Raw genomic sequence first — 17696 nt, 5'->3', positions numbered from 1 at the left:
AAACCGCTCATTCTCTTAAGACGACTAAGTTTTTCTTGAGTGATTGAGTATAAAAATCCATCCAAACGATAGCGACCTCGGTGACCTAACGTTGATGTGACAGTCACCCTATTATTGGAGTTAAAAAATGGCGTTAATTTCCCTACGACAACTACTCGATCACGCGGCAGAGCATGGATACGGTGTGCCAGCGTTCAACGTAAACAACCTTGAGCAAATGCGTGCCATCATGCAGGCCGCAGAAGCCACAGACAGCCCTGTTATCGTGCAAGCCTCTGCGGGTGCACGTAAATATGCGCGTCCACAATTTTTAAAATACCTGATGACGGCTGCACTTGAGCAGTATCCAGATATCCCAGTCTGTATTCACCAAGACCATGGTACCGATCCTGATATCTGTCAGCGTTCTATCCAGTTAGGTATGTCATCAGTAATGATGGACGGTTCATTAATGGCCGACGGTAAAACCCCAGCTTCTTACGAGTACAACGTTGATGTGACTCGCAGAACCGTAGCATTCGCCCACGCTTGTGGTGTGTCTGTAGAGGGCGAAATCGGTTGTTTAGGCAGCTTAGAAACCGGTACAGCCGGTGAAGAAGACGGTGTGGGCGCAGAAGGCGTATTAAGCCACGACCAACTGCTGACCAGCCCAGAAGAAGCGGCACGCTTCGTTGCCGATACCCATGTTGACGCGCTGGCGATTGCGATTGGTACTAGCCACGGTGCATACAAGTTTAGCCGTAAACCAACGGGTGATGTACTGCGTATCGACCGCATCAAAGAAATCCATGCCCGCATTCCTAACACTCACTTAGTAATGCACGGTTCATCTTCAGTGCCACAAGAATGGTTACAGATCATCAACCAATACGGTGGTCAGATTCCTGAAACTTACGGCGTACCATTAGAAGAAATCGTTGAAGGTATCAAACACGGTGTGCGTAAAGTGAACATCGATACCGATTTGCGCTTAGCGTCTACCGGTGCGGTACGTAAATACTTGGCCGAACACCCAAGCGAGTTCGACCCACGTAAGTTCCTGAAAGCCTCTATGGAAGCGATGGCAGACATCTGTACTGTTCGCTACGAAGCCTTCGGTTGTGCGGGTCAAGCTTCTAAGATTAAGCCATTGTCTTTACAAGCAATGTACAAAGCTTATCAGTCAGGTGCTTTAGATCCTAAGATCAACCTGTAAGTCTTAAAGCACTGTTAAAAGCCCGCTAATTAGCGGGCTTTTTTATGCAAAAAACCGTTGAATTTTCATTTTTTAATCGTAAATGTTAGTATTGCGCAGATTTTTTAGGGGATAAAACGCAACAGGAACGGATAAACATGAAGAAAGTACTGACCGCAGCGCTATTAATGACTGCGCCATTTATGGCTAATGCGGGAGCCGATTTTGTAAAAGGCGACAAGACATTCGCAGGTGAAGCCGAGTTAGGTGCAACCTTAACCACAGGTAACACCGATACCTCATCCTACAAGGGCCGCTTAAGCCTAAAACACGAACTGGGTGACTGGGAAAACCAATATCTTTTAGAAGGTTTGTACAAAGAAGATACGGGTGAAGTGACAGCTAAACGTTATTTAGCGGGTGCTCAAGGCAACTATAAGATGACAGATCGCAGCTATCTGTTTGCCAACGCTAACTACGAAGTTGACCCTTTTACCGGTTATGACTACACAGTTTCAGGCGCGGCGGGTTATGGTCACAGACTCTATGACACCAGCAAGACCTTCTTGGATGTAGAAATCGGTCCCGGTTACATCTATCAACGCCTCGATTCCGAGCAAGCCCTGCTAGAAGGCACAGATTCGAATGACAGTGTGGTTGCCCACGGCGTGATCAACTTCGAAACTGAAATCACTGAAACCTCAAAATTCCAGCAACGTTTTGTGGCCGACTACGGCGATAAATTAGATGCGCGTTCAGAAACCTCACTGACTGCCAATATTATTGGCGCCTTGGCGATGAAGTTTGCGATTATCGTGCGTTACAACAGCGAGCCGCTGGATGATAAAAAGAGCACTGATACCGAAACGAATATGACCTTGCTCTATTCGTTCTAATCAATGTGATTGATATCAATAAAAAAGCACCGAGAGGTGCTTTTTTATTGGCTGTTTTTGGACTAACTTGAAACAAAGTTAGTTAATTCTTTATTAGTTATGTCTGTAGTTATACAAAAATTAATGTTGTAGATGCCCTTGGTTATCGGGAAATGCATAGAAAGTTGCGTTTTGTCAAAATTTACAGAGCCCGAGCTATGGTAATTTTCGAACTAATTTCCCTTGCAGAGATCAACTTTGATGAAATTACAGCGGTGGTTTAAAAACAGTGGAGTGGTGCTCGCTAGCCTATTCTGCGTTGCAATATTGAGCGGATTCTCACCAGCAGTTTGGGCAATGACCGAAGGAACAGAACGGCTCGATTTAACCGCTGCATCAGTGGGGTATATTGCCGTATGCGTCTTCGTACTCGCCTATATTTTGGTGATGGCCGAAGAGGCGCTGCACCTGCGTAAATCCAAACCCGTATTGGTCGCAGCCGGCATTATTTGGGGCATGATAGGTTTTGTGTATGTGCAAAATGGCATGTCGGAGGTTTCCGAGGCGGCCTTTAAGCACAATCTACTGGAATACGCTGAGTTATTACTCTTCCTCTTAGTGGCGATGACTTATATCAACGCCATGGAGGAACGTAACTTATTCGATGCAATTCGCGGCTGGTTAGTCGGACGGGGATTTAGCCTGCGAACCGTGTTCTGGCTGACGGGGTTTATGGCCTTCTTCATTTCACCGGTGGCCGATAACTTAACCACAGCATTATTGATGTGCGCTGTGGTGATGAAGGTCGGCGCGGGGCAGCGCAAATTTATTACGCTGGCGTGTATTAACATTGTGGTTGCGGCGAATGCGGGCGGTGCCTTTAGTCCCTTTGGCGATATCACCACCCTGATGGTGTGGCAAAAGGGCTTAGTGCACTTTGCTGACTTCTTCCATCTGTTTATTCCCGCCTTGGTCAACTTTGCCTTGCCTGCGGCGATTATGAGCGTGTTTATTCCACGTTATGTACCTGAGCCAGAAAAAGAGCAGGTGTACACTAAACCCGGTGCGAAACGTATCGTTGCTTTATTCCTGTTGACCATTGCGACGGCGGTATGTGCTCATTCCTTCTTCGGCATGCCACCTGTGCTTGGGATGATGACGGGACTGGGCTTCCTGCAGTTCTTTGGTTATTACCTGCGTAAGACCTTCGACAAATCCGTTGCCCGTGAGCGTGCTAAGGCGGAATTACGTCAGGATAAACAACGACTACAACAACTTGACAGCGTGGTTCCCTTCGATGTGTTTAGCCGGATCTCCCGCGCCGAATGGGATACCTTACTGTTCTTCTACGGTGTGGTGTTATGTGTGGGCGGCCTTGGCTTTATGGGATATTTGAGCTTAGTGTCTGAGGCGTTGTATTCCCATTGGGATGCAACCTATGCCAACGTGGCTATCGGTCTGTTGTCTTCCATTGTCGATAATATTCCGGTGATGTTTGCCGTATTGACCATGAACCCAGAGATGGCCCTCGGCCAATGGTTACTGGTGACCTTAACCGCGGGCGTTGGGGGCAGTTTGTTGTCCATCGGCAGTGCGGCGGGGGTTGCCTTGATGGGACAGGCGAGGGGGATTTACACCTTCGGCGCCCATTTACGTTGGACACCTGTGATCGCGCTTGGCTATATTGCTAGCATTTTGGTACATATGTGGCTCAACGCAGCAATGTTCTAAAAACAAATGAAACATAATGTATCGCCGTTTGTTTTTAGCATTAAATGTTTTATTGATGTGTTTCACAGATTATTCATCTGACCATGTTAGGAGGCATTAAGATCACTGCGTTGTTTTAGCTCGAATTGTATACTCGGCCTCAAGTAAGATGATGAAAGAGGCCGAGATGCAAATAGGCGCTTGTTGGTTTAATGCACAGGAACAAGTGCTGGTTGATTCGGCTTCAGGACGCAGCTGGTTATTGAGTGCGGATGAATTTCAAATACTTTCTCTGCTGAGTACACAGCGCGGCAAAGTCGTTTCTCGGATGGAGTTGCAGCAGGCGATTCGGCCGCAACTCAAATTATCTATGCGTGCTGATGACTTGCTCAATAGCACCATTTGTCGCTTAAGGTTATTTCTCGGTGACGATGCGGCGCATCTATTGGTTAATGTTGCTAATCAAGGTTTTATCCTTTACGCCACCCCTAGAAAACAATCTCGTACCGAGCTTAATTCGCCGCTTTTTAAACTAGGTATGCCACAGTTTATGTTGCTGATGCTCTTGACCTTGGCAACGCTGTTTTGGGTTAGCTCTCGGATCTCCCATCCCACGAGCATCGCGCCCAATTATGCGACGCAATTACCTATGCATAATGGTGATTTGTCAGAGATCCAATTCTATACGGGGCAGCCGACGGACCATTCGATGAAGCCATTAGTCGAGCACTTTCTGGCGCAGGTTTCGGCTTGTGCCATTTTCCCTTGGCAATCCATCGCCGCCACAATCTCAACGGACCAAAAGTTTGTGAGTCTAGTGCTAAAAAATGAAGATGCCGATGGGCTGAGATTCGAGACCATCAAGATGATGTCCGAGGATTTTAATGCCGATGTGATTGATGAGTTATGGCTAAAAATGGTGGGGATCTGTGCTTAAGTTTTCTGATTTAACGGCGAAAACCCATAGGTTTCGTTTATGGCATGTAGTTGGAATAATTGTCGTTTTATCCAGTATAGTGCTGGGCACTTACGCCATGAGCTTTAACAGTAAGCAACTCAATTTGAGTTGCCAGGCTAAGCTGTACCAATCGCCTTTTATGGCCGAATCTCTGCCTGCCTTTAGCCAAAGCTTAGCCCTCGATGTGGCAATAGAGGCTAATCACGCTAAGTTAAGTTATCGCTATGCGCAGGATGGGCAAGACTTGGCTGCGCTGATTTACCGCGGCAAAGTCAGTGCCTTAGAGCCTGGCACTATGACTTATAAGCTGAATTTAGACCAAGCCAATTTAAAAATGGACCTACTGCAAACCGAAGTGCCTGACTTAATGCGTGCCGAGGTGCGAAAATCCCGCCAAGCTTTGTTCGAGCAGGGCAGAATGAGTTTCGATATGCAGATTGTGGATATGGATACCTTAAATGATTTCGTGTTGATTAAGTTCTATCCCAGCGGGCATTTGTGGGCTTGTAGGAGTCATTAATGTCAGCAATAAAAAGGCATCCCATAGGATGCCTTTTTGGGGCGCGATGAAGGGGTTTTACTGTGTCGCTACTGAGGTGTCACTTGAACTAATGTCAGTTCATTATTGGCCTTAGCACCATAGATCTGAATCGCGACCTTGATTTGGGACACGGCGCCGCTGGGATCCTGTTGCTGCCAATCGAGACCCGCGATTTCGAACTGATATTGGCCATTCTTGACTTCGGTCAGTTGACCCGAACATTCCCCTTGGCTCTGGCAGCGATAACTTTGGGTCACATGCCAGCGTTTCCAAGCCTTAGGATTGGCCGAGGCTTTATCCTTATTAGGGAAACCAAAGTAATAAATGTCATAGCTCTTGGCGGCGGTAATGGCCGCTTGGTTAGCATCGGTTAATGAGAACACTAAGCTGCCGGTGTTGGGGTCAAACTGTTCTACCGCCAGATTAATCTGAGTGGCCTCATCGATACTCACTGTGGTTTCGACCGGCGGCGGTGGCGGCGGAGGCGTGACCTCCTCGGATTTATCATCGTCACTACCACAGCCGACAAGGGCGAGTGTACCTAGGGTTAATGCGAGTAATGGGTATTTCATCACTGCCTCCTTAATTGAAGTGGCCAGTGTGGCACGTGGTGCATTCCATATCGGTTTTAACACTTGCCGCCGAACCTAAAGTGCTGGTGCTGCCGTGGCAGACTTGGCAATCCTGCGCTTCCAGTGAGGGTTTACTGCCGGGGAGGGCGCCAATATTCTCGCCCTGATAGGCTCGATTTAGCAGTTCAACCAAGTAATAGGCCATAGAGGCCGATAGGCGATAGCAGCGCTCACCCTTCTTGGCGAAGGGCAGGCCAGAAGCCCGTGACCAATTACTGATGGAGGAGTGGCACAGCACACTCATGGCCTTCGATGAACTGCCAACGAGGGCGGTTTTTTCCGCTGTCGAGCCGATACCTGCAACGAACTCAGGGGTCGATAGTGGCAAGGTGGTGTTTTCATAGTAGCGGAAGGTATTGGCGATAACTGCGCTATTCTGGCCGTTAATATCATCTAAGATGTTGACTAACATACCGATAGCGTTGAGGTTACCACAAAGTGTGCCTTGGCCTGTGACCCCAGCAAAACCATAACCCGCGAGGGCGGTGGGAATGGTTTTAAATTTGTCGGCATCGGCACTATTAGATTGCGCTAGCATAGTGATAACCGAGTGAAACACTTGGTGCATACAGCCGCCACCCGTCTCGTAGGCAAGTTTTGCGGTTGCCATGGCATCGAGTGGCACATATTTGAGTTTTTCCCCGAGGGCTAATTGATATTGACCGTCGGCATTGGTCGCCGCAAATGCTGACGTACCCATTAAAGTTGCGCCCGCAGCCGCCGTGCTGATACCGATAATGCGAGTTAATGCTTGGCGTCGATTAATGCTCATCATGAATATCCTCTTTTATTAATTGCTTTTATTTATCAATCAGTAACCATTGGTTGATGGCATCATTCTAGAAACTACAGCAATAAATAGTGTGATTTGCGGCCGGGGATATTTCGCCTCCCAAAATCGCTGGCGGTGGGAGATGACCAATCGTTTTGGTCGATTCTTGCGATATAGTTTTGTAGGAATGCTCGATTGTAATTTGCACCAAAGCACATTATTTGTGGCATTTATGTAAATTTACGCGGATTTATCACCAAGCGAGGGTGCTGCAAATGGTATTTATCGCTGTGAGCTGAAGCAGATTTTTGTTCTATGCTCATTTGCCTGCGGGGGAAGCTCACGAAAATTAATTATTTAGCCCCTTGGGTTAACGGGATCACAGTAATCATTAGCAGGCTTGCATAGACTTAATTCGATGATTTTATAGGTTGGAGTTTGAATTATGCAGGTGGGGGGCTGTTGGTTTGACCGTGAGCGTGGCTTACTCGTTGAACAGGCTCGTGATGAATCTTGGCACCTTCCCCGTGCCGAGTTGCAAGTGTTGAGCCTGTTGGTTGAACATCAAGGCAAACTGGTCTCCAAGCATGAGCTGAAGACTGGCGATGGGGCGCATCCTCCTCTGACTGACACTTCGTTAGCGCGGGCGGTTTTTATGATCCGCTCCTTCCTCGGGCCCCAATATGAGGGGCTGATTGAAACCGTCAAGGGTCAAGGCTATCTGCTGCACTGTACCCAAGGGCAAAAGCTAAAAAGCTTACGCTATCCTAGGCTGCAATCCTTGCCTTGGTGGAGTGTGTTGCTGGTTTTTGGATTTATGCTCGCGATTTCAGGTTTTTATCTTAGCCGCATCGACCACAGCGTACCGACTCAACCTTTGCTTTCCACCGATTTACCCTTAGCCTCGGGGCAACATATTCGGCTGCATTTGTATGCCAACTCGAAAACCAACAATACCCTATTGTTTGAGTTAGGCGACCGCTTAGGCCAAGGGCTAAGTCGCTGCGGCCATAGTGATTGGTCCGAAGTGTACTCCTCACTCTCCCACGATAAACAGGTGCTCAATATTACTATGCGGGGTTATAAACTCGGACAATCGGTGATCCGCAACTTGAAGATCAGCGACTTTAGGCGGCCGAAAGAATTTATCGATGTGAACTGGCTTCAGGAGGTCGGGATCTGTGGCTAAGTGGCTCAAGTGGACGATAAATCTGACTATACTCTCGGCGCTAATCGTCGCCTGCGGGGTGATTTACCTGCAATCTGTCTCCAATAAGGCGGTGATCTTAAATTGCAGCTCAGAACTCTTCGACCGCCATACGCAGCAAGTGGATGAGGGTAAATTCTACTTATTGGTCGATGTCTTAATCTCGGCGGGCAATGCGCAGATTAATTACCGTTACTTTAATCTCGATGGTTCAAGCGCGGGTGCGATTCTGATGCAGGGTGAGGTCAAGAGCATGGAGCTGAACCGCATGACCTACAATGTTTCAGTTAAAACCAAGACGGAATCCGAAGACATAGATAAAAAGTCTTGGCCCGAACATATGAAATACCTTTCCTACATCAGCAGCTTGCACTTTAGTGAATCTGGCAGACACAATCTCAGCATAGAGGTGCTCGATAGCGACACGAATCAAGACTATGCCGTTGTCTTATTCCAACCGAGTAACACTGTCTGTGGCTGCCGAATCGTCAATAGCCGAATTTAATCAGTGAATTTGCCGCGCTTTCGGTTTAGATTATATTTTCCATGGTGTTAATGCCGAGTCTTCCATCTCAATCATAGGGTTGTTGTGTTTAAGATACGTGTCAAACAAGAAGAATCCCTGTCGATTAAGTTCAGCCATCAGATGGAAAAGGGCGATAATCGTCAGCTCGATCTCTATTTCTTTTTACCAAAGGAAATGGGCATAGGCGCGCATACCTTAAACGAAGAAGAGTATTACCACAGCGCGATTGTGGGACGCCGCTCCTACTACTCCGAAGGGCTGCACTTGCCACTGGTGCAAGGGCGTTTCGCCAGTATGAACCGCCGTACTGTAGAAGAATTCCGGCTGTACTTAAACCTGTTTGCCTACCAGTTTGCCGTCGCAGTTGAAAACGATGTTAAAGAACTCAATCGAATTGCCGATGTGGAGCACTTCTATCTGGCGCTCGATGAGCTGTGTGAGCAAGTGACGCAACTGCTGAAAAAGTTTCGCCGTAATGAGCCGGGCGATCCTAAATGGAAATCCTATTTCGAGAACGCCGATAACTATCTCTCCTGGTTCTGCGAGCAGCAACTGTTAAAAGTGCTCGCCCATGCCACCCGCACCAGCGATTTTGCCGATATTCAAGAACGAGTCTTGACCCTGTGCCGCACCGAATGCGCTTATCGCGATGCCAACAACTATAACTCGGCGCAGACCAAGCAAGACCCCAACCGAATTTCGAATAAGATGCTGTTATTACGGCGCTTAATTCAGCAAGGGGTGGTACTCAAAGAAGAGTTAAAACCCTTAGGCATTGGCCTTAAAAAGTTTACGACAGGACTTGCGACCGCGTTGGTTATGTTGGTGGTATCGGCGCTTATCATTGAAGCGCAGGGCGTCTTTAGCGGCTTTACCATAGCATTGGTGCTGACGCTGGCGGTGATTTACGGTTTTCGTGAGATCTTTAAGGATGATGTGCGTAATGCCCTCTGGCGCTTTATTCAGCGTGGTCGGCCGCGTTGGAGCCGTATCTTAAGGGATACCACTAGTCAGTCGGTGATCGCTAAGCAATTAGTCTGGCTCGAATTTATGCGGCAGCAGGATTTGCCTGAGAAGGTTAACGAAATCCTAAAACAACGGCATAGCCAGAATAAGGTCGATGCCGAAGTCCTGCATTATAAGATTGCCACTCGGGTAAATCATGGCGAGTTTCAGGCGGGCTACTCGACCATACAAGAGCAAGTGAACTTCAGTTTTGTGCCCTTTGCCCGCTACTTAGAGCGGGGCAAGGCCAAGATTTATAAGGAACTTGAGGGCAAGATCAGCCATGAGTCGGTCGAGCGTCGCTACCAAGTGAATCTGATTTTAGTGCTGCGGGACGGCCGAGAAGAGCCTGAATACGCGCGCTACAAAATCACCATGAACCGCTCGGCCATTATCGAGATCACCCAGAGTAAGTTACCCGATTCTTTTAATCCGCCCGCTAAGGCTGACGAGTAAAGGCCTGACCGATATTCTGATCGTTATTCTGCTTCGCCCGTTTGAGCGCTACCTCGGCATTGCTGAGGTATTGCTCTAGGCTTTGTCCTTCCTGATAGCTGGCAATCCCAATGCTGATCCCTTCACCTAAGCCATTGCTGTTGAGCTTTTCTATGGTATTGAGGGCGAAGTGATGCGCCGCCGTTGCATCGGTATCTGGCAGTAACAACAACAGTTTACCGAGTTGCCAGTGAAGGATTTGGTAATGGGTGGGGATTTCGAGCAAGAGCTGCACTTCCACTTCCTGCTGGCGCGTCTCGAGTTGGTCGATATCACTCATATGGCTGAGTAAACCCTCGGGGTTGATATCCATCACTAGCAGGCTTGAGTGGTTACGGCTTTGGGGCGAAAGCGATGCAAAATAGCGTTCTAAATCGGCGAGATGCTGCAAAATGGTGCTGCGGTGCGGCACAAAGCTGCGTGGCTCGGCGCCCCTTAGGCTATCTGCGGCTTGCTCTAAGGTGCAGATGATGTAATCAATCTCACCGTCGGCGGCCACATGGCCCTTTAAGGTGGCCTGTAAACAATTGGAATGGCGCAGATTGGGTGAACACAGGATCTGCCCTTGCCATTGACCTTGCATGCTGATTTGGGCAGTGATCCGCTGCCACTGGTTACCTAGATCGTTGGCGAGCAGTGAGGCTAAATCATGATTCAAATCGCCATTAAGCTGCATCAGCTGATCGAATACCGGATTGATTTTTATCAGCTTACCATTGGCATCTGTCAGCGCTGTGGCCACAGTCGTATCGCAGAGTAAGTCGCTTAAGAAGGCTTGATTCTGGCAATCGATCATGGCGCTAATATCTTCAAGGGAGACTAACAGATGCGGTAAGCCGCGCCCTAATCTCGGCGCTTGGCGTACACACACGCTAAGTCTTGAGCCCTTGTCATTATCTAGCGACAGCTTGCCTTGCCATTCACCCTGTCTATGCACTTGGTCGAGCATTTGTGCGTGGGTCAGGTCGTCGAGATTCAGCGCACGTTGCAGGCTGCGATCTGTGAGTTCATCCTGTGGGACTTGAGTCGCCTCGGCCGCCTTGGGGTTGGCACTGATGATCCGTGCCTGCTCATTAGCGAGAATAAAGCCGATATCATTGTTAAATAATGCATTGGCCACATCGATACTGTATTGGCGCGAGCGATACTGCAGGCGATACATATGGCTGAGTAAGATCACCCAAGCGGCGAGTAAGGTCAGAATTAACGCTGCGACGATAACGATGTTTTGCCATTGGGAAAACTTGGAGGCGATATCGGCATTACGAATATAAGAGAGTAAAAAATACTCGCGGCGCAGTTCGGGCTGATTGGTTAACTCGACTTTGAGGTACACGAAGGTGGCATCTTCACCATGGAATTGGCCAAAGTTGCTCATCGACATTTCCCGCCATAGCGCCGGATAACTCTGGCGCAAACTGGCGCCTAAGGTATCGGGAATATGGGTTAAAGGCGCGAGTTCACTCACACCCGCATAGAGCAAGCCTTGGGTATCTAACACTAGCATCGGTGATTTATTGCTTGAAAATGCAGGTTTTATCGCTTCTAGCATCTGAACAATCGAGTTGTAGGTAATAAGGTAACCTAGCGAGCTTTGATCGGGTTTCTCGAGCCAAGTCATTTGATACATGTAGGGTTCGAGTATGCCATTGAGGGGCACAAACTCTAAGGGCGAGGTAAAGACTTCTTTGCCACCTAAGTTGCGGCTCGAACCTAACAGAGCGGCGGGCAGCGCGTCCTGACTAAAGTTTGAAGGTGTCGCAAACTTATAATTACCTTGGGGATCGAACAGGGCAATCCCGAGGAGTTCGGGAATATGCTGCACTAGCTCCTGCCAACTTTCCTGCAATTTCTGCTGAGACGAGGCCGTTGGATTTTTGAGGTACTGTTTGAGTAATTCGTCTTTGGCAAATAGCTGAGTGCGAAACTGCTGGAAGGCGACCTTATCCGTGATCAGCGTGCCTATGGTTTGTAATTCGCTGTATCTTTGGGTTGCCCATTCTTCCTGTAACCGACGTTCACCTAAGGTAATGATTAAGTTGGTTAAAATAATCATACCTATCACCAGCATCGATAACTGGCTCGCGACAGCCAACAGGCGTTGGTGAGACCAATGCAGCCCTTGGGTCAATGAAAGTAATGGCGCGAGTGGATGTAGGCTAGGGTTCTTTTTCAGCATGGGCCGATTTGGGGTTGATTAACTGTTAATTAGGCTATGTTAACACGAATGAAATGTTACGACAGTGGCAAGTTGCTCGGCGACTCTGTTATCCCGAGCAATGCATCAACCCAACGGCTATTCTGCGGTTCTATTAACCGAGCGCGCCCAGCACTCTGTGCTTAAACTCGCAGCCCGAGGCGAGTACTTGTTCGCGGCAAAGATCGATATCGACCCCTTCTAGTCCCTCAATCGCCGAGACTTGAACCCGCTCAATATAGTGGGGGGCGAGGGCGATAAAGGCATTCACTGCGGCGTAGGAGCCCGCCAGTTTTGGGCGGCAATGTTGGTTATAGGCGGCCTCATTGTCGGCGTTGAGGGAAATGGATAATCCATCCACGCACTCCGCTAACTCGGGCAGAATGTTGCGCCTGTGCACTAGGTTGCCTAACCCATCGGTATTGACCCGCACGCGACCGCCACGGCGTTTGATTTCCTTGGCAACGGCCAGCAGGGTCGGCAGATTCATCGTCGGTTCACCGTAACCGCAGAACACATATTCCTCAAAGTCTTCCACCTTGCCTAACAGCGGGATGATTTCCTCTGGCTTGGGCTGGTGGGTCAATGCCAATTGATACTCGTGAATTTGTTTACTGCCATTATGTTTCGGGCAGAAGGCGCAGCGTAGGGTGCAACGGCCGGTGATATTCAGGTAACGACTCCTGCGAATATCATAGACTAAGGTTTCGTTGGCGCAGGTTTCATTGGTGCACACTTCCGCCGTTGTGTTGCCATTGACTAAGGTTTCAGTGGCTTTGAGTGGTGCAGGGTGGATTGAAGCAGAATGTGAGTTTGGCATCCGATCTGTTTTCATACTATCGACTTTATTAGCATCTTGGCGGTCACTTAGGTTGAGTGTAACGAATGCGATCCTTGATAACTGCCACCTAGATCGCACAACGCGCTTTACTCGTCAGGACAGGCTAGAGATAAAAAAAGAGAGCCTAGGCTCTCTTTTTATGGGGTTAGGATGATGACTGTACGACCACTAATCCTGTTTATAGTCAGGTGCATTAAAGGCATCTAAGGATACCTTGTGACTCTCATTGGCAGGTAAATGCCTCTCCTGCGATGTTTTTGGGCGCCACCACCAGTGGTAAAAACGGCTAGAGGTACGTTTAACATCATCGAGAATGATGTACAGCAAAGGCACCAAAATTAGGGTCACCACAGTCGAGAACAGGATACCGAAGGCAAGGGAAGTCGCCATAGGGATCACAATCTGTGCCTGTAAGCTGCGTTCAAGAATAATAGGCACGAGACCGACGAAGGTGGTTAACGAGGTCAAGATAATCGCCCTGAAACGATAGCAGCCTGAATCTACTGCCGCTTGTCTGACCGATTGCCCTTGCTCCCGCGCCCGGTTAACAAAGTCCACCAGAATCAAGGAGTCGTTTACCACTACCCCGGCGAGCGCGACGATACCACAGAGACTCAAGACGCTCATGGCAAGGCCTTGGATCAAATGTCCAAACAGGGCACCGATAATCCCGAAGGGGATGACTGACATAATGATCAGCGGCTGGCTGTACGACTTTAGCGGCACAGCCATTAAGGCATAAATGGTAAACAGCGCAAAGAAGAAGCCCTGCATTAGACCGACCATGGCATTCTGCTCATCCAAACTGCCCCCATCGAGGGTGGTTTGGATCTTCGGATACTTGGCCTGTAACTGCGGCAGGAAATCCTGTTGGATCTCATTCACAACCTTGGAAGGCTCAACTTTGTGTTTGTTGGCATTGGCAATAATGGTAATCGCTCGCTTGCCATCGACACGGGTGATTGAGGCGTAGGATTCGCCTTTTTCGACCTCGGCAACGGTAGAGAAAGGCACCGACTTGCCCTGCGGCGTGCGGATCAACATATTTTCGAGGTAGCCAACGGTACGGCGCTGCTCTAATGGGTAGCGCACCATGACTTTGATTTCTTCTTTATTACGCAAAATACGTTGTGCTTCATAACCATAGAAGCCATAACGGACTTGGCGTGCTAAATCAGACAAGGTTAAGCCCAGCGCTTCGGCCTCGGGGCGGATCTTTAAACGGATCTCATGGCTACCCGAGGAGAAGTTATCGGCAATGTCGTACACACCTTCGTAGGTGGCGAGCTTTTGCTTAAGCTCTCGGGCGGCTGCGGATAACTCTTCGAGATCGCTCGAAGTCAATCTAAAGGAGATGTCACCACCGCCTCCGCCGTTACCGCTGGCGTTGAAATCGAGCTTCTTCACCGACAGTAATTCTGGCAATTGTTCGCGCCACGCGGCGGCAATCGTCTCGCCATCCACATCCCGGTCTTCACCTTTGGTCAGTTCGGCAAAGATAAAGGCGGAGGTGCGCGAGCTCATGTTGATAAAGCTGTGCTTCACCACTTCGCTGCCGTTGTCCTTCTCCATTTTGGCGTTCATCTTGTACAGGGCTTCTTCAATATCCTGTACCACCTTGAGGGTGTTTTGCTCTGAGCTGCCTTCATCCATCTCTAGCTGTACTTGGATAAAGTCCGATGGAATATCGGGGAAGAACACCCAGCGTACTTGGCCGCTGGCGACTAAGGCTATGGATAAAATCAACACACCGATAAAGGCCGCGACTACGTTGTAGCGATGTTGGATACAGCGCTCGAGGAAGTTGCGGTAGCTGTGGTGAATAAAGTGTTGAACGCGATTGTTAAATCTGTCCTTGAAGCGACCAAAGAAGCCCGTGGGTTCCCCTGGTTTTCTAAACTTCATGTGGGCTAAGTGCGCTGGCAGGATAAATTTAGATTCCACCAGTGAAAATGCCAGACACATGATGACCACCATGCCGATGGATTTCCAAATAATCCCCATGGGGCCAGAGACCATCAACATAGGGATAAAGGCGGCGATGGTGGTTAACACCCCGAAGGTGGCGGGCATAGCCACTTTTTGCGCACCGCGGATCACGTTATCAATCGAGTGTCCGTGCCGTTCGACCTCGCTGTAGGCACTTTCACCTATCACAATTGCATCGTCGACGACTATCCCCAAGACGAGAATAAAGGCGAACAATGTCAGCATGTTAATGGTCATGGAGAAAGGTTCTAGCGGCATGATCAGCATAGTGCCGAGGAAACACACGGGTAACCCCATCATTACCCAGAAGGCGAGTTTGAGGTCGAGGAACAGGGCTAAGATCACAAACACTAATAGGGCGCCGTAAAACATGTTCGACATCATCATGTTTAAGCGGCCCTTGAGGTAGTGGGTTAAGTCTCCCCAAGTGTCTAATTGTGCATTGGCTGGCAGAGTGGCACGGCGCTTCTCGACGTAGTCTTTGACCTGCTGAGCAATGTCGAGGGCGTTTTGATCGTTAACGCTGGTCACTTCGATAATCGCCGCAGGTTTGCCGTTGAAGCGGGTGTACTCTAAACGTTCTTCAAAATCGTCCTTAATCGTTGCCACTTGGGGCAACATCACCCGGCTACCATCGGTGCGCGTGGTGACGACGATATTGGCAAAATCATCGCCAGTATAGGCTTGGCCTTTAGTGCGCAGCAGAATGTCGCCATCTTCGGCGCGGATCGAACCGCCCGGCAAGTCGATAGAGGAGTTTTGCACCGCCAAGGCGACTTGCGAGAAGGTTAAGCCGTATTCCCGCAGCTTATCTTCTGAGACTTCGATACCGATTTCATAGTCGCGCACCCCAGTGACTTTCGCGCGGGTCACGGCGGGAAGTTGGGTCAAATCATCACGTACCGATTTGGCCAATTCCTTCATATCGTGCAGCGACATATCACCGTAGACCGACACCCAAATCACGTTGTTTTCGGGTTCGATTTTATAGATTTGCGGTTTTTCGATGTTCACCGGAAAGGTGGAGATCGCGTCCAATCGTAACTTGGCTTCGTCGAGTACGGTTTGCACGTCGTAGTCATCTTCGACTTCGACCGTGATGGCGCCAACCCCTTCACTGGCAACTGAAGTGACTTTTTTAATGCCGTTGATATCTTGGATGGCTTCTTCAATCTTGATGTTGATGCCTTCTTCGATTTCCTGCGGCGCAGCGCCGGGATAAGCAACGGTAATGCTCAATAAGTTAAGATTAAAAGAGGGAAATACCTCTTTATTAATCAATACTGTGCTAAATAGACCGCCAATCAATAGCGCCCACATTAACAGGTTAGCTGCCACGCTGTTGCGGGCAAACCAGGCTAAGATCCCTTTTTGAGTATCCATTAGTTCACTCCAGCGGCCGCAAGACTCGACTCAGGAGCATCTTCCTTAGGTGTGGGGGTCTGCACCGGCTTGGCATCTTCACCTATGATTTTGACCAACTGGCCATTCGCCATATTGCTAAAGTGAGTGATGGCAACGCGCTCACCGGTTTTTAAGCTGTCCTTGATGAACACATTTTCAAGATCGCTACGTACGACATTCACATGGCGCATCTCGACAATATTTTGCTCGTTAATCAAGGCCACATGCTCATTACGTACCACGTGGCGAGGCAGTTTAACTATGCCATCGACGGTGCGGCCCTTAATTACGGCATTTACAAAGCTGCCGTATTTCAACGGTAAACTGCCTTGGGTTTTATGCTCACGTAGGTAAGGGTCTTTAATCTCGGCGACGAGGTAAACCATGCGGTTATCGGCATCAATCACGCCTTCGCTACGAATAATATTACCCATCCAAGTGTTTTCCTTACCCGCCAAAGAGGCGCTTAAGGTGACTTGGGTATCGGGGTGATCGACGGATTCCAAATAGGCTAAATCATCGTTAGAGATAGGCAGACGAATTTCGGCAATGCTTGTGTCGTACAGCTCTCCTAAGTTAGTGCCTAATGTCACGTACTGACCTAAATCGACATTTCTGGCCTTGATTATGCCGTCAAAGGGCGCGCGGATAACAGTGCGCTCTAAGTTACGCTGGGCGCGTGCCAGTGCGGCCTGGGCATATTTAACGTTGGCTTGCTCTTTTTTCAGCTGCGGGATACGCAACCCCAGCTCTGGCGGTAAGCCTTTGTCGTAGCCCTTAAATTCGATTTTAGCGACTTCGCCACGGGCAATTTCTTCATTGAGCGCCGCGGTTGCCTGAGCCAAGGTGGCTTCGGCTTGCATTAAATCGGCTTCGTAATCCGAAGGTTCGATTTGGGCTAATTGGTCGCCTTTCTTCACTATGCCACCAGCCACAAATTGCGGCGAAATGCTCAGCATCCGCCCTTGGACTTCGGTCACCAGTTGCGTCTTATATTTAGGGGTAACCACGCCGTAGGAAGGAAGATTAAGCGATACCGTTTGCTGCTCAACCTGAGTGACATCGACGATAGGTACTGGCATTTCTTCAGGTTTTTGTTCGGGGGCTTCCTTAGTTGACATCAGTGCAATCGCACCAACAACAAATAACAGCAGTATAAACAGAGGAGATAATCTCCTGAGTAAAGTTTTCATCATATGATTGTTACATCCGTGCTAAATCGCTTAATGCGCCTAAAGTATCAGAGTCGAGCGGCGCAATAAATTTATTTTTGTAAATAAAATGTGTCTAAAGGTGATGGCGCGTTTTTACGGTACGCCACCTCTTTTTTGGCCGCCGATAAGCATACGGAAGATAAGAGTGTTTGGTTT

General features: G+C 48.9%; 14 protein-coding genes. 8 read left to right on the top strand and 6 right to left on the bottom strand.

Annotation, left to right across the window (positions count from 1 at the left end; genetic code table 11):
- Window positions 1-127 precede the first annotated feature (127 nt).
- The 5 genes from fba to M0415_RS13200 all read left to right on the top strand — a co-directional run bounded on the left by fba (window position 128) and on the right by M0415_RS13200 (window position 5237).
- Window positions 128-1195, top strand: a complete 1068-nt coding sequence (gene fba / locus M0415_RS13220; protein ID WP_011621571.1) for a class II fructose-bisphosphate aldolase — start codon at window positions 128-130, stop codon at window positions 1193-1195.
- Between the two features lie 137 nt (window positions 1196-1332).
- Window positions 1333-2070, top strand: a complete 738-nt coding sequence (locus M0415_RS13215; protein WP_011718152.1) for a DUF481 domain-containing protein — start codon at window positions 1333-1335, stop codon at window positions 2068-2070.
- Between the two features lie 240 nt (window positions 2071-2310).
- Window positions 2311-3780, top strand: coding sequence for a sodium:proton antiporter NhaD (nhaD, locus tag M0415_RS13210; protein ID WP_249556154.1), 1470 nt, complete (start codon window positions 2311-2313; stop codon window positions 3778-3780).
- 166 nt (window positions 3781-3946) lie between these two features.
- A complete protein-coding gene (locus tag M0415_RS13205; RefSeq protein ID WP_249556153.1) occupies window positions 3947-4696 on the top strand; it encodes a winged helix-turn-helix domain-containing protein in 750 nt (249 codons plus the stop codon).
- On the top strand, window positions 4689-5237 hold the full coding sequence (locus tag M0415_RS13200) for a hypothetical protein (RefSeq protein WP_088210267.1): 549 nt from the start codon (window positions 4689-4691) through the stop codon (window positions 5235-5237). The genes M0415_RS13205 and M0415_RS13200 overlap by 8 nt, the downstream gene beginning before the upstream one ends.
- Window positions 5238-5305: 68 nt before the next feature.
- On the opposite strand, the gene M0415_RS13195 is transcribed toward M0415_RS13200, so the two are convergent.
- A complete protein-coding gene (locus tag M0415_RS13195; protein WP_249556152.1) occupies window positions 5306-5830 on the bottom strand; it encodes a hypothetical protein in 525 nt (174 codons plus the stop codon).
- Window positions 5831-5840: 10 nt separating this feature from the next.
- Complete coding sequence (locus M0415_RS13190) at window positions 5841-6662, bottom strand: cytochrome c3 family protein (protein WP_164717971.1); 822 nt, start codon at window positions 6660-6662, stop codon at window positions 5841-5843.
- A 445-nt stretch (window positions 6663-7107) separates the two neighbouring features.
- Here M0415_RS13190 and M0415_RS13185 point away from each other — a divergent pair, with 445 nt between their 5' ends.
- From M0415_RS13185 to M0415_RS13175, 3 genes are all read left to right on the top strand, one after another.
- Window positions 7108-7851, top strand: a complete 744-nt coding sequence (locus tag M0415_RS13185) for a winged helix-turn-helix domain-containing protein (protein WP_011718146.1) — start codon at window positions 7108-7110, stop codon at window positions 7849-7851.
- Window positions 7844-8374: a hypothetical protein gene (locus tag M0415_RS13180; protein ID WP_011718145.1), complete on the top strand. Its 531-nt coding sequence runs from the start codon at window positions 7844-7846 to the stop codon at window positions 8372-8374. The genes M0415_RS13185 and M0415_RS13180 overlap by 8 nt, the downstream gene beginning before the upstream one ends.
- Before the next feature lie 84 nt (window positions 8375-8458).
- Complete coding sequence (locus M0415_RS13175) at window positions 8459-9856, top strand: hypothetical protein (protein WP_011718144.1); 1398 nt, start codon at window positions 8459-8461, stop codon at window positions 9854-9856.
- Here M0415_RS13175 and M0415_RS13170 read toward each other — a convergent pair.
- The 4 genes from M0415_RS13170 to M0415_RS13155 form a co-directional block, all read right to left on the bottom strand.
- Window positions 9840-12074, bottom strand: coding sequence for a PAS domain-containing protein (locus M0415_RS13170; RefSeq protein ID WP_249556151.1), 2235 nt, complete (start codon window positions 12072-12074; stop codon window positions 9840-9842). The genes M0415_RS13175 and M0415_RS13170 overlap by 17 nt on opposite strands.
- A gap of 133 nt (window positions 12075-12207) precedes the next feature.
- Window positions 12208-12912, bottom strand: coding sequence for a TatD family nuclease-associated radical SAM protein (locus M0415_RS13165; protein ID WP_249556621.1), 705 nt, complete (start codon window positions 12910-12912; stop codon window positions 12208-12210).
- A 189-nt stretch (window positions 12913-13101) separates the two neighbouring features.
- Entirely contained in the window at window positions 13102-16305 is a 3204-nt protein-coding gene (locus M0415_RS13160) for an efflux RND transporter permease subunit (RefSeq protein WP_249556150.1), read from the bottom strand.
- Window positions 16305-17522, bottom strand: a complete 1218-nt coding sequence (locus tag M0415_RS13155) for an efflux RND transporter periplasmic adaptor subunit (RefSeq protein WP_037430327.1) — start codon at window positions 17520-17522, stop codon at window positions 16305-16307. Before M0415_RS13155 ends, M0415_RS13160 begins: the two co-directional genes overlap by 1 nt.
- Window positions 17523-17696: the final 174 nt, after the last annotated feature.

This window comes from Shewanella sp. 10B, from assembly GCF_023475885.1.
In the GTDB taxonomy this organism is placed as follows: domain Bacteria; phylum Pseudomonadota; class Gammaproteobacteria; order Enterobacterales; family Shewanellaceae; genus Shewanella; species Shewanella mangrovisoli.
This window is presented reverse-complemented; position numbering and strand designations above follow the sequence as displayed.